Origin of the sequence: Phenylobacterium sp., from assembly GCF_035569475.1 — a bacterium.
Lineage (GTDB): Bacteria > Pseudomonadota > Alphaproteobacteria > Caulobacterales > Caulobacteraceae > Phenylobacterium.
In genome coordinates this window covers 1-11178 of record NZ_DATMNA010000098.1, presented here as the reverse complement: position 1 = coordinate 11178, position 11178 = coordinate 1, and the positions used below count along the sequence as shown (strand labels likewise).

The window sequence follows — 11178 nt, the reverse complement described above, 5'->3', positions numbered from 1 at the left end:
AGCGCGCCCATCATCGGCAGCAACAGTAGGAGCGATGCGAAGATGGCGAGGATCTTCGGCGCGAAGACCAGGGTGGCTTCCTGCACCTGGGTCAGGGCCTGCAGCAGGCCGATGCCGACGCCCACGACCAGGCCCACGATCAGGCAGGGCGCGCCGAGCTGGATGGCGAGCCAGATGGCCTCGCGCCCGACGTCCAGAACCTCGGCGCCGTTCATATGGACCTCTTGGAAAGCTTGACGAATTCGCCTGATCGCGAACACCGCCACCATGGTCCGGCATGGTTAATGAAAGCCTACGGGCTGGGCAGAATCTGCCGATCCAATACCCGCGCCGCCTCGGCCGGCGAGGCCTTCCCCTGGTCGCGGTCGACGCTGTAGTTGGCCGCCTGCATGACCCCGACCGGGATCTTGCCGATCAGCGGCCGCAGGGCCGCGAGCAGACGGCTGTCGTGCGCCCGCTTCGGCGAGATCAGGACCACCGCGTCGTAGGGCGGGATGGCTCCCTTCGGGTCGCCCAGGATCACCAGACGGTCGGCGGCGATGCGCCCGTCGGAGGAGAAGGCGCTGATCACGTCGGCCTCGCCGCCGCCGAGCGCGCGGTACATGAAGGTCGGCTGGTAGGAGCGCTTGGCCTTGAAGCTCAGCCCGTAGGCGGCCTCGACCGCCTTCCACTCCGGCCGCGACAGGAACTCCAGGTCCGACCCCAGGGCCAGCTTCGGCGCCGCCCGAGCCAGGTCGGCGATCGACGCGACGCCCAGCGCCTTGGCGCGGTCTGGGCGCATGACGAAGGCGTAGGCGTTCTCGAAGCCCAGCGAACCCAGGACGGTGACGCCGTCGCGCGCCTTCAGCTCGGCGGTCAACTCTTTCAGGACCTCGGCGCGACCGGGATTGTCCTTGCGGTTCAGCACGTTGGTCCACAGGGTCCCGGAATAGTCGACATAGGCGTCGATCTCGCCGGCGGCCAGCGCGCGATAGGCGACGGCGGAGCCCAGGTCCTCCTTGCGGCTGACCTGCGCGCCGGCGCGCTCCAGACGCGAGGCCATCAGCTCGGCCAGGATGTACTGCTCGGAGAAGTTCTTGGCGCCGACCGTGTAGGCCTGGGTCCGGTCCAGCCCCGCGGCCAGGGGGGCGACAGCGGCCGCCACGCCCGCCAGCAGGCCCGCCGCGCCGATCAGCACCAGCCGCAGGCTGCGCCTTCGGGTCCCCGCCTCGATCAGCCCCAGGAGCTGGTCGGCGGCCAGCGCCAGCACCGCCGAGGCCGCGCAGCCGAACAGCACGAACACCCAGTTCTCGGTTTGCAGTCCGGCGAAGATGTAGTTGCCCAGGCTGGTCTGGCCGACCGGCGTCGAAAGCGTCGCGGCCCCGATGGTCCAGACCGCCGCAGTGCGCACGCCCGCCATGATCACCGGCGCGGCCAGCGGCAGCTCCACCTGGACCAGGCGCTGGCGCGAGGTCATGCCGACGCCGTCGGCCGCCTCCTTGATCGCCGCGTCGACGCCCAGGATGCCGGCGGCGCCGTTCCGCAAGATCGGCAGCATGGAATAGAGCGTCAGCGCCAGCAGGGACGGCAGGAAGCCCAGCGCCGAGAAGCCGTGGCCCAGCGTCGCCTTGCTCAGCATCGAGAGCGCCAGCAGCAGCGGATAGAACAGAGCCAGCAGGGCCAGGCTCGGAATGGTCTGGATCAGGCTCGCCCCGGCCAAGACCGGCCAGCGCAGCCGCGCGCTGCGGCTGGCGGCGATCGCCAGCGGCAGGCTGATCGCCACGCCCAGCGCCAGCGCGCTGAAGCTCAGCAGCACGTGCCAGCCGAGGTACTCGGGCAGCAGGGCGAAAGCCTGGGAAAGCCGCGGGCTCATGCGGCTCCGTTCGCGGCCGTATCCGGGGCGGCGGCGAGCTTGGCGCGCAGGCGCTCGGCCTGGCGGCGCGGCGCGTCCAGCAGGTCGCGGACGCCGGGGTCGCGGGTCCGGGCCAGCAGGTCGCCCGGCGTTCCGTCGGCGATGATCGCGCCGTCGCGCAGCACCACGATCCGGTCGGCCAGCAGCACGGCCTCGGCCATGTCGTGGGTGACCATCACCGTGGTCAGGCCCAGCCGGTCATGCAGGCCGCGGTAGTCGGTCCCCAGGGCGTCGCGGGTCAGGGGATCGAGCGCGCCGAACGGCTCGTCCATCAGCATCAGCTTCGGCTCGGCGGCGAGCGCGCGGGCCACGCCCACCCGCTGGCGCTGGCCGCCGGAGAGCGCGGCGGGCGGGCGCGATCCCACCTCCAGCGGCAGGGCGACGAGGCCCAGGAGATTCGCTACCCGCCCGTCGATCCGCGTCCGGTCCCAGCCCAGCAGCTTCGGCGTCACCGCGATGTTCTCGGCCACCGACAGGTGTGGAAAGAGGCCCACCTCCTGGAAAACGTAGCCGATCTTGCGGCGCAGCAGGTGCGGCTCGGCCGCCGCGACGTCAGCGCCCAGCACCCGCACGATCCCCGCATCCGGCGTCACCAGCCGGTTGATGGTCTTCAGAAGGGTGGTCTTGCCGGAGCCGGAGCCGCCGACCAGGGCGGTGAACACGCCCGCTTCGATGGAAAGGTCCACGCCGGCCAGGGCCGCGTGCGCGCCGTAGCGCTTCTCAACCCCCGAAAGTTCGATCACCGGCCCCGCCATGGGCAAGGCCTAGCATGACGAAAGTTCCGCCCCCAGCGCGAAGCGCGGTCGGGGCGAGCAACCCGCTACGCCGTCAGATCGGCATCCGCAGGATTTCCTGGTAGGCGCTGATCACCTGATCGCGGATCGCCATCACCGTCGTCAGGCTCTGCTCGGCGGAGGACACGGCGGTCACCACGTCAATAAGCTGGGCCTTGCCCTGCGCCTGGGCGGTCATCTGGGTCTCGGCGGCCTTGGTCGCCTTCATGGCGTCCGACATGGCCGACTTCAGGATCTCGCCGAACCCGCCGCCGGGCGCCATGGCCTCCGCGCCGGCGGCGCCGGGATCGACGGTCATGGCCTTCTGGACGGCGCCGTAGGCCTTGGCGGCGGCGAGCGGGGTCATCATCGGTCAGCCCTCCGCTATGGCTTCAGGAGATCGAGGGTGCGCGTCGCCATGGCGCGCGACGTCTCGATGACGTTGAGGTTGGCCTCGTAGGCGCGTTGCGCGTCGCGCATGTCCATCGCCTCGATCAGGGGGTCGACGTTGGGGGTCTTCACATAGCCGGTGGCGTCAGCCGACGGGCTCTTGGGGTCATAGGCTGAGTTGAACGGCGACTGGTCGGGCACGGCGCGGACCATCTTCACGCCCGTGCCGCCGCCGGCCACCGGCGTCGCCTGGAACACCGGGGCCTGGCGCCGGTAAGGGTTGCCGCCCGGGGTCTTGGAGGTGGAATTGGCGTTGGCCAGGTTCTCCGCGATGATCCGCATCCGCGCCTGCTGGGCGCGAAGCGCGGAGACCGCGATCGACTGGGTGGTGTTGAGCGTGGTGGAATCGTTGGCCATCTGGCGTCCTTATCCTCTGGCTCAGGTCCCGGGCTTCTTGATGGCGAGCTTCAGGAACCCGGCCGCCTGCTGGTAGACGCCGACGGCGGCGTCATATTCCATCCGGGTGTCGGTGAGCTTGACCATCTGGTCCTCGAGGACCACGCCGTTGCCGTCCATGGTCTCTTCGGAGTCCGGCGACTTCACGGTCTTGACGACCGCGCCGGCAGGGCCGATCCGCGCGCCGGGCGCCTGCATGTGGCCGGGCCGGGTGACGGCCATGACGCCAGCCGGCGCGGCGGCGGCGGGGCTCGTCGCGGCCTGAACCTGGGCATGGAAGCTGAACGGCTTGAGGTCGCGGGCCGCGTAGCCCGGGGTGTCGGCGTTGGCGACGTTCTCGGCGATGACCCGCTGCCGGTCGGAGAGGTACCCCAACCGGTTCTTCAACATCGAGAGGATGGGAACGTCGGTGATGTCCATGAGCGGCATGGTGAAGAAACAGGGTTAACCCCGACTTAAGGGACTCAGCGGTTTCCTGGCGCTCCAACCATTGAAGACAGCCGCAGAAGCGCATGGTCACCGAATTCGTCAGAGCCGTCTTCGCCCTCGTCCTCACCCTCGGCCTGATCGGCCTGGGGGCGGTCGCGCTTCGCCGCTATGGCCCAGGCGCCCTCTCCCGCTTGGCCCGCCCCAAGGCCGAGCGCCGCCTCGCGGTGATCGAGAGCCTGGTGCTCGACCCGGCGCGCCGCCTGGTCATCGTCGCCATCGACGGGCGAGAGCAGCTCCTCCTGTTGGGCGAGGGCCAGCCGGTCTCGGCCCTCGACGCCCCGAAGAGGAAGGCCTGATGCTCGAGCTGTTCAAGGCGATCCGCGGCCTGCCGGCCGAGGACTGGCGGCGCGCGGCGATCCTGGCGGCGCTCACCACGCTCGCCAGCCTCGCCTTCCCCGCCGCGGCCATCGCCCAGGCGGTGAACATCAACCTCGGCACCGGCGGCGGCCTCACCGAGCGGGTCGTGCAATTGATCGGGCTGATGACGGTGCTGTCGCTGGCGCCCTCGATCGTCATCATGACCACCGCCTTCGTCCGCATCGTGGTGGTCCTCAGCCTGTTGCGCACGGCGCTTGGCCTGCAGCAGAGCCCGCCCAACTCGGTGGTCATCTCGCTGGCCCTGTTCCTCACCGCCATCGTGATGGGCCCGACCCTGCAGAAGTCCTATGACGACGGCATCAAGCCGCTGATGAACCAGCAGATCGAGCTGCCGGCCGCCTTCGACGCCTCGGCGGCGCCGGTGAAGGCCTTCATGCTGTCGCAGGTCGACCAGGGCGACCTGGCGCTGTTCATCAAGCTCTCGCGCATCCCCAAGCCGGCCACCGCGCTCGCCACTCCGATCCAGGTGGTGACGCCGGCCTTCATGATCTCGGAGCTGAAGCGCGCCTTCGAGATCGGCTTCCTGCTGTTCATCCCCTTCCTGGTCATCGACCTGGTGGTGGCCAGCGTGCTGATGAGCATGGGGATGATGATGCTGCCCCCTGTGGTGGTCAGCCTGCCGTTCAAGCTGATCTTCTTCGTCCTCGTCGACGGCTGGCGGCTGGTGGCGGGAAGCCTCGTGCAGAGCTTCCACACCGTCCCCGGGACCTAGGCCCGTCATGAGCCACGACCCCGGGCCGTGGCGGCAGGATCCGCCGGAGCCGCCGCCCCGCCCGCCGCGCGGTCGCCTGCCGATCCTCCTGGCCGTCGCTGCGGCTGTCGCCCTCCTCGTCTGGGTCCTGGCCCGCGCCTTCCCGGAGAACCTGAGGACCGGCGAGGACTGGGCCTGGGTGGCGCAGGCGGCGCTGGTGGTTCTGGTCGTGGGCACGGGCGTCTTGCGCCTCAGCCGCGGCCGCTGGAGCGAGCATCTGCGCCACGCCGCTGCCTGGCTCGCGATCATCGCCGTGCTGGCCTTGGGCTACGCCTACCGCACCGAGCTTCAGGGCGTCGTCCAGCAGGTGCAGGGCGCCTTCGGGCCCGGCGTGCCGATCGCCACCGCCGCGCACGAGCTGGTGGTCAACCAGGATGACCAGGGCGGCTTCATCGTCATCGGCGAGGTCAACGGCCACAAGGTCCGCTTCCTGGTCGACACCGGCTCCAGCGACACGGTGCTGGCGCCCGCCGACGCCGGGCGGCTGGGTCTGGACGTCAGGTCGATGCATTTCGACCGCACCGCGGAAACCGCCAACGGCTTGGGCTATGGCGCGCCGTTCACCGCCGACAGCCTGCAGGTGGGCCCGATCCGGATGGACAATGTGCCCATGGTCATCAACCAGGCGCCGATGAGCGCCTCGCTGCTGGGCATGACCTTCCTCAGCCGGCTGGACTCCTTCGAGGTCCGCGGCCGCAAGCTCTACCTCAAATGGAGCGACGCCCGGACGCCGGCGCCGTAGCTTAGTCTGGAGCCCGCGCCTTTCCTGCAACGAGCGGCGTAGGCTGGTCAGGGCTCGCAGGTCGCCTTTGGGCGTTCTGCGTCCGGGCGCGAGGACCATCCTCGACGCCGTTGCTGATGGTCGCGGAGTCCGGTTACGGGAGTCGCGGGCATACCAGTGTCGCCGGGGGGCAAATGGACACGCGCACGTCGGAGAGTCGCGGGATATTCCTGCTGAGACTGCTTCTGGGCGTCCTCTTCATCGCTCACCTCTACTGGAAGTTGGCCGTTCTTCCCGGAGGCGTGGAGGCTTGGTGGGGCAATCTGCTGAAGGCTGGATATCCGGCCGTTGTGCCCGCCTATGTGCTGTCGGCGGAGCTGGCGGGCGCGCTGCTTCTGATCCCGGGGGTGCTGACGCGCTACGTGGCGCTCTATGCCATCCCGATGATGGTCGGGGCTGCGCAGTTCTGGCTCGTGCGCAAGGGCTTCTATTTCACCAAGGCCGGAGCGGAGCTGCCCCTGGTATGGCTGGCGCTGCTTGCGCTGCAAGCGATCATGGGCGACGGCGCTTATGCGCTGGTCAGATCGCCCGGTTGGGGTTCGCTCGCGGCGCGGGTGGGTTTGGCCGCCCGGGCCCGCTGACCACCTCGTGGAGACGTCCGGCGGGTCGGCTCGCCCGCGCGGCTCAGGCGCCGGCGAGCCTCGGAGTCGGAAACGCCCAGGTCCTCGAACAACGCCTCGAGGACATCCTCCTTGCCCAGGAACGGCAGCTTGAGGCTATCGGCAAGCTTTTCGCCCAAGCGTGGTCTTTCCGCGCGCCGGAAGCCCTCCGACAACGACGAACGGAAAGCTCACGCCGGGCTCTAGAGATCCGGCGTCTCGCCCTTGCGCGCCGCGCGGCGGCTGGGCATGGCCTTGGCCAGCTCCGCCGCGTCCAGCTTGCCGTCGTGGTTGGTGTCGAGCTCGTCGAACTTGGCGCGGAGGTAGGCGAGCGGGCCCTTCAGCTCATCCTTCTCGATGAAGCCGTCGAGGTTCGAATCCAGCGAGCCCATCATCTGCGACGCGAACAGCTTGGCCTGCAGGTCGTTGCGCACATGGGTCGTGGTCTCGTCCGCCCAGCGGTAGTTGACCCGGAAGTACATCATCTCGTCCGGCGTCTGCTCGCCCCAGGTGACGTTGCGCTTGGGGTCTGGGTTGGCGGGGTTGTGGACGGAGTTGTCGTAGACCCAGGTGGCGACCAGCTTGGTGCCGGCCTTCACGTGGATCGGCGTCACCGGATCGTAGTCGCGCTGCCAGTTGAAGTCGTACTTCGGAAGGCTGAGCAGCATCTGCTCCTTGCCGTCCGGCGTGACCTCCTTCAGCTCCACGTGGTAGCCGCGGTAGTGGGCGTGCGGATAGAGCGTGTAGAGGTAGGCGTCCGCCGGGAAGGTCAGGTAGGCGACCTCCTGGTGGCGCGCCTCGCCCGCCGGTATCATCAGGGCGAAGGTCGAGATCACCGCCGAGCGCTTGATGTACTCGGGCGGGGACTTCAGCGTGTAGAAGCCGACCTGGGTCTTATCGACCGTCTCGTGGCCCATGGTCGTGTAGTGCATCTGGAAGTGCAGCCGCCCGCCCGCGGGCACCGGGGCGCCGGAGTTGTCGGCCATCACCTGCGGCTGGGCGCCGGGCGTATAGGAGCCCACCGACCCTCCGGGGATCGCCGCGGCCGGCTGGTTCGGGTCCGGCACATGGTTGGAGACCACGTGATGCAGCACCCGCCGGTCGCCGGGCTTCATGGCGATGGCCTTCAGCCAGGTATTCTCCTTGAAGGGATTGTCGATGAGCTGGTTCTGGTACTCGACCAGGCCCGAGGCCGGGACCTTGAAGGCCGGCAGGTCGACGACGACGTCGGGTTTGCCCAGCTCGGGCGGCCATTCCGGCGCGGTCTTGTTGGCGTTGGCCAGCAGCGGGTCGGGCCCATCGCCGCGCGGCGCGCCGGCCTCGATCCAGTGGACCAGGGTCTTGGTCTGCTCGGCCGTCAGGCCCTGGTCGTTCCTGAACACCCCGATGTGCGGGTCGGCGAAATAGGGCGGCATGCGCCGGGTGCGGATCGTCTCGCGGATCATCGGCGAGAAGCCCTTGATCACTGCATAGCTGTTCATGGCGAAGGGGCCGATGCCGCCGTTCACGTGGCAGGAGACGCACTTCTCCTGCAGGATCGGGGCGACCGTCTTCGAATAGGAGATGTCGGCGAACTCGGCCGCATGGGCCTTGTCGGGGAAGGCCACCGGCTTGCCGGCGGTGTCGGCGACGCGGGTGACCGCGGGCTTGCCGCCGGCCAGCAGGGCGTCGACCGCCGCGCCGGCGTGGGCGTCCATCGGCCCGCGGTAGGCCACGGTCCAGGTCTTGGGATCGATCACGAAGACCTCGCCCTCGCGCTGCACGCCGAGCTGCTCGCCGACCAGTTGCTGCTCGTCGATCAGGATCGGGACCGTCAGCTTCTGCTGGGCGGCCTCGGCGGCGACCGCGTCGCGGCTGTCGGCGAGGTTGGAGTCCATCGCCCAGACGACCACGCCCTTGTCCTTGTAGGCGGCGTTGAGCTTCTCCAGCGCGGCCGAGGCCGCCTTGGACACCGGCGTGCCGTTGGTCCGGCTCATCAGCACGATCGCCGGCGTGTAGCCGAAATAATAGAGGTGCTGCGCCAGGCGGGTGTGGTCGGTGAGCTGGAAGTCGTCGACGTGCTGCGGCGTGGCGTTGGGCGTATCGGCCGCGAGGCCGACCGGCGCGGCGAAGGCGGCGATCCCCAGGCTCGCGATCGTCGCGGTGGCCAATAGTGCGCGTTTCATGGCGTCAGCTCCCAGCTTGGCTGCCGTCCGGATATCACTGTTTCCGTGCACGAATGTTGCAGCGGCGACCAGCGGGCGCGCCCTGGCCGTCAAGGTCATCCAGAAGGTGGCGGAGTATTAAATGATTGAAATTTATGGTCTTTTGTAAAACTGGTCCGTCGCGCGCCGGCCGAAATCCGGACGAAGCACAAGGCGAAGTCTGAGCGCATCCGACCGCTACGTCAAAATTTCTCTGCGACCCGGTGTGGGGAGCCTACGCCACGTCATGTGGTTCGAAAGGCGTCCCGCAGCGCCTTGATCCTCGCATTGAGGTCGGCGAGTTCCTCCACGCTCATGCCCGACCTGTCGTACAGGGCGTTGGCCAGGGTCCTGGTCTCCGCGCGAAGAGCGCGGCCCTGTGCGGTAAGCGACACCCTCACCTGCCGCTCGTCCAAGGGGTTGCGTTTTCGCACGACGTTCCCCTGCTGCTCGAGGCGCTTCATCAGGGGGGTGATGGTGCTGGGCTCCAGGTCCAGGCGCTCGGCGATGCCGGTGATGGTCTGGTCGTCGTCCTCCCAGAGGACGTTCATGACGAGGTACTGCGGATAGGTCAGGCCCAAGGCGTCCAGCCACGGCTTGTAAGTGCGGCTGATGGCCATGAACGCGCTGTAGAGCGCGTAGCCGAGTTGCCCGTCCAGAGGCAGGGGAAAAGGGCGCTCCATCAACGTCACTCCGGTCTGAAACTGCGATAATATATATCGCGATAAAAAAGTGCTGGACAAGCGATTTTCATGGAGGTAGCCATTAGTTATTGCGATAATCATTATCGCGCTTCAATCAGGGAGATGAAGTCATGTCGACGACGGGCAGCGCCCATGCGGCGCCCACCGCCATCAAGAACATTGTCCTGGTCCACGGCGGTTTCGTGGACGGGTCGGGTTGGGAAGGCGTCTACGACATCCTGACGAAGGACGGCTACCGGGTCACCGTCGTTCAGAATCCGACGACCTCGCTGGCGGACGACGTCGCCGTCACCCGCCGCGCTCTCGCGGCCCAGGACGGCCCCGCCATTCTAGTGGGCCATTCCTACGGCGGCGTGGTGATCACCGAGGCGGGCGCCGACCCCAAGGTCGAGGGCCTCGTCTACATCGCGGCCTTCGCGCCCGACGCAGGGGAGTCGGTGTCTTCGCTGATCGCCAACCCGCCGCCCGGCGCCCCCACGCCGCCGATCCTGCCGCCGCAGGACGGCTTCCTGTTCCTCGACCGGGCGAAATTCGCCGCGTCGTTCGCGGCCGACGTCGAGCCGGCTCAGGCGGCGTTCATGGCGGACTCGCAGGTCCCGTGGGGCGTGGCCGCGCTGGACGGACAAGTGACGACGCCGGCGTGGAGGTCCCGGCCGAGCTGGTACCTCGTGACCGCTGACGACCGGATGATCCCTGCGCCCGCGCAGCGCCAGATGGCGGGACGCGCCGGCGCGGCGGTCCGGGAAACCGCCGGAAGCCATGCGGTCTATGTGTCGAACCCACAGGTCGTGGCCGACGTGATCGAACAGGCGGCTCAAGCTGCGGCGAAGTAGCTGCGCACGCGAACGCCGGCGCCTGAATGCGATCGGGGTCCCGAAGGTCAGCTTCGGGGCCCCTAGCCATTGGGCCGATCACAAGGAGCTTTAGGCGTGGCAACGTGTGTCGCGTTGCAGGCGCGTCACCGCGGAGATGGGCGCCCAAGGTCGTAGGCGTCCCCCACCTTCGTTCAAAGTCGCACGTGTCCCCAGGCTCGTCAGGTCAGGCGTCGGCCAGGGCGGCATAGGCGTCCAGCGTGCGGGTCGCGAAGACGATGGCGGCGCCGGCGTTGATGCTGACGGCGACGCCTAGGGCCTCCGCGATCTCCTCCTGCGTGGCGCCCAGCTTGCGGGCCGCGTCGGTATGGACCGTGATGCAGCCGTCGCACCGCAGGGTGATCGCGACCGCGATCGCGATCAGCTCGCGGGTCTTCGCGTCGAGCTGACCGGTCTTCGCGCCGGCGCCGCCCATCGCCCCGTAGCCCCTGACCGTCTCCGGGCTGAGCTTGGCGAAGCCACCGACTCCGGCGACGACCTGCTGGCGGTAGGCGTTCCAATCCATCATGTGCATGACGCGGCCTCCTTCATGGCGCACGGTTACGGCGACGGTGCGCCAAATCGCCCTGCTCCGGCCTGAGGGCGCCCTCGCCGCGATGTCGCGCGCCGCCATCATACCCCCGCGACCCCGCTCAAGCTCGGCCCTCGAAGCCGTACGACCCTAGGTTTGTGCTCATGCGGGTCTTCCGCCCGAACTTCGGCGCGGCGCAACCTGGGTCGAGGACCGTGGGGGCGCCCTACCCCTTGGCGCTGCCCGTGGCCGCCTGGGCGGTTTTGGCGGGCGCGGGCTTGGCGGCGGCGGCCGGCGGGGCGGCGGCCTTGGTCGGGCCGGTGGGCGAAGGGCGGGCCTTGAAGCGGGCCTTCATCTTGTCGACCCAGCCGGTGAAGGCCTCGTTGTCGGCGCTAACGCG

Annotated in this window: 14 protein-coding genes; 5 read left to right on the top strand and 9 right to left on the bottom strand. The window is 68.8% G+C overall.

The window, feature by feature from the left end:
• The 6 genes from VNW53_RS15820 to VNW53_RS15795 form a co-directional block, all read right to left on the bottom strand.
• Positions 1-215 (bottom strand): flagellar biosynthetic protein FliQ (locus VNW53_RS15820; RefSeq protein WP_325556754.1); only part of this gene is annotated, 215 nt, incomplete at its 3' end.
• 77 nt (positions 216-292) lie between these two features.
• Positions 293-1852 carry a glycine betaine ABC transporter substrate-binding protein gene (locus VNW53_RS15815; protein ID WP_325556753.1) on the bottom strand — a complete coding sequence of 520 codons (1560 nt, stop codon included), beginning with the start codon at positions 1850-1852 and terminating at the stop codon, positions 293-295.
• A complete protein-coding gene (locus tag VNW53_RS15810; protein WP_325556752.1) occupies positions 1849-2634 on the bottom strand; it encodes an ABC transporter ATP-binding protein in 786 nt (261 codons plus the stop codon). Before VNW53_RS15810 ends, VNW53_RS15815 begins: the two co-directional genes overlap by 4 nt.
• An 85-nt stretch (positions 2635-2719) precedes the next feature.
• The gene (locus tag VNW53_RS15805) at positions 2720-3034 is read right to left on the bottom strand and encodes a flagellar hook-basal body complex protein FliE (protein ID WP_325556751.1); all 315 of its coding nucleotides are present in this window, start codon (positions 3032-3034) and stop codon (positions 2720-2722) included.
• 14 nt (positions 3035-3048) lie between these two features.
• Entirely contained in the window at positions 3049-3471 is a 423-nt protein-coding gene (flgC, locus tag VNW53_RS15800) for a flagellar basal body rod protein FlgC (protein WP_325556750.1), read from the bottom strand.
• 21 nt (positions 3472-3492) lie between these two features.
• A complete protein-coding gene (locus VNW53_RS15795; RefSeq protein ID WP_325556749.1) occupies positions 3493-3939 on the bottom strand; it encodes a flagellar basal body protein in 447 nt (148 codons plus the stop codon).
• A gap of 83 nt (positions 3940-4022) precedes the next feature.
• Between VNW53_RS15795 and VNW53_RS15790 the strand changes: the two genes are divergently transcribed.
• The 4 genes from VNW53_RS15790 (at position 4023) to VNW53_RS15775 (ending at position 6490) form a co-directional block, all read left to right on the top strand.
• Positions 4023-4295, top strand: coding sequence for a flagellar biosynthetic protein FliO (locus VNW53_RS15790; RefSeq protein WP_325556758.1), 273 nt, complete (start codon positions 4023-4025; stop codon positions 4293-4295).
• Positions 4292-5089, top strand: coding sequence for a flagellar type III secretion system pore protein FliP (gene fliP, locus VNW53_RS15785; RefSeq protein WP_325556756.1), 798 nt, complete (start codon positions 4292-4294; stop codon positions 5087-5089). Before VNW53_RS15790 ends, fliP begins: the two co-directional genes overlap by 4 nt.
• Positions 5090-5096: 7 nt before the next feature.
• On the top strand, positions 5097-5870 hold the full coding sequence (locus VNW53_RS15780) for a retropepsin-like aspartic protease family protein (RefSeq protein ID WP_325556748.1): 774 nt from the start codon (positions 5097-5099) through the stop codon (positions 5868-5870).
• Positions 5871-6043: 173 nt separating this feature from the next.
• Positions 6044-6490: a DoxX family protein gene (locus VNW53_RS15775; RefSeq protein WP_325556747.1), complete on the top strand. Its 447-nt coding sequence runs from the start codon at positions 6044-6046 to the stop codon at positions 6488-6490.
• Positions 6491-6711: 221 nt separating this feature from the next.
• On the opposite strand, the gene VNW53_RS15770 is transcribed toward VNW53_RS15775, so the two are convergent.
• Together VNW53_RS15770 and VNW53_RS15765 are read right to left on the bottom strand one after the other, a co-directional pair.
• Entirely contained in the window at positions 6712-8673 is a 1962-nt protein-coding gene (locus tag VNW53_RS15770; protein ID WP_325556745.1) for a redoxin domain-containing protein, read from the bottom strand.
• 263 nt (positions 8674-8936) lie between these two features.
• Positions 8937-9374 carry a MarR family transcriptional regulator gene (locus VNW53_RS15765; protein ID WP_325556744.1) on the bottom strand — a complete coding sequence of 146 codons (438 nt, stop codon included), beginning with the start codon at positions 9372-9374 and terminating at the stop codon, positions 8937-8939.
• Positions 9375-9505: 131 nt separating this feature from the next.
• Between VNW53_RS15765 and VNW53_RS15760 the strand changes: the two genes are divergently transcribed.
• Positions 9506-10228: an alpha/beta hydrolase gene (locus VNW53_RS15760; protein WP_325556743.1), complete on the top strand. Its 723-nt coding sequence runs from the start codon at positions 9506-9508 to the stop codon at positions 10226-10228.
• 205 nt (positions 10229-10433) lie between these two features.
• On the opposite strand, the gene VNW53_RS15755 is transcribed toward VNW53_RS15760, so the two are convergent.
• Positions 10434-10775: a carboxymuconolactone decarboxylase family protein gene (locus VNW53_RS15755; protein ID WP_414693286.1), complete on the bottom strand. Its 342-nt coding sequence runs from the start codon at positions 10773-10775 to the stop codon at positions 10434-10436.
• Between the last annotated feature and the right edge of the window lie 403 nt (positions 10776-11178).

What these genes read in the sequence shown, in the direction of transcription:
- VNW53_RS15795 (WP_325556749.1), bottom strand. Translation starts at nt 3,939, where the DNA reads ATGCCGCTCATGGACATCACCGACGTTCCCATCCTCTCGATGTTGAAG.
- flgC (WP_325556750.1), bottom strand. Translation starts at nt 3,471, where the DNA reads ATGGCCAACGATTCCACCACGCTCAACACCACCCAGTCGATCGCGGTC.
- VNW53_RS15770 (WP_325556745.1), bottom strand. Translation starts at nt 8,673, where the DNA reads ATGAAACGCGCACTATTGGCCACCGCGACGATCGCGAGCCTGGGGATC.
- VNW53_RS15790 (WP_325556758.1), top strand. Translation starts at nt 4,023, where the DNA reads ATGGTCACCGAATTCGTCAGAGCCGTCTTCGCCCTCGTCCTCACCCTC.
- VNW53_RS15760 (WP_325556743.1), top strand. Translation starts at nt 9,506, where the DNA reads ATGTCGACGACGGGCAGCGCCCATGCGGCGCCCACCGCCATCAAGAAC.
- VNW53_RS15765 (WP_325556744.1), bottom strand. Translation starts at nt 9,374, where the DNA reads ATGGAGCGCCCTTTTCCCCTGCCTCTGGACGGGCAACTCGGCTACGCG.
- VNW53_RS15755 (WP_414693286.1), bottom strand. Translation starts at nt 10,775, where the DNA reads ATGATGGATTGGAACGCCTACCGCCAGCAGGTCGTCGCCGGAGTCGGT.
- VNW53_RS15815 (WP_325556753.1), bottom strand. Translation starts at nt 1,852, where the DNA reads ATGAGCCCGCGGCTTTCCCAGGCTTTCGCCCTGCTGCCCGAGTACCTC.
- VNW53_RS15775 (WP_325556747.1), top strand. Translation starts at nt 6,044, where the DNA reads ATGGACACGCGCACGTCGGAGAGTCGCGGGATATTCCTGCTGAGACTG.
- VNW53_RS15780 (WP_325556748.1), top strand. Translation starts at nt 5,097, where the DNA reads ATGAGCCACGACCCCGGGCCGTGGCGGCAGGATCCGCCGGAGCCGCCG.
- VNW53_RS15805 (WP_325556751.1), bottom strand. Translation starts at nt 3,034, where the DNA reads ATGATGACCCCGCTCGCCGCCGCCAAGGCCTACGGCGCCGTCCAGAAG.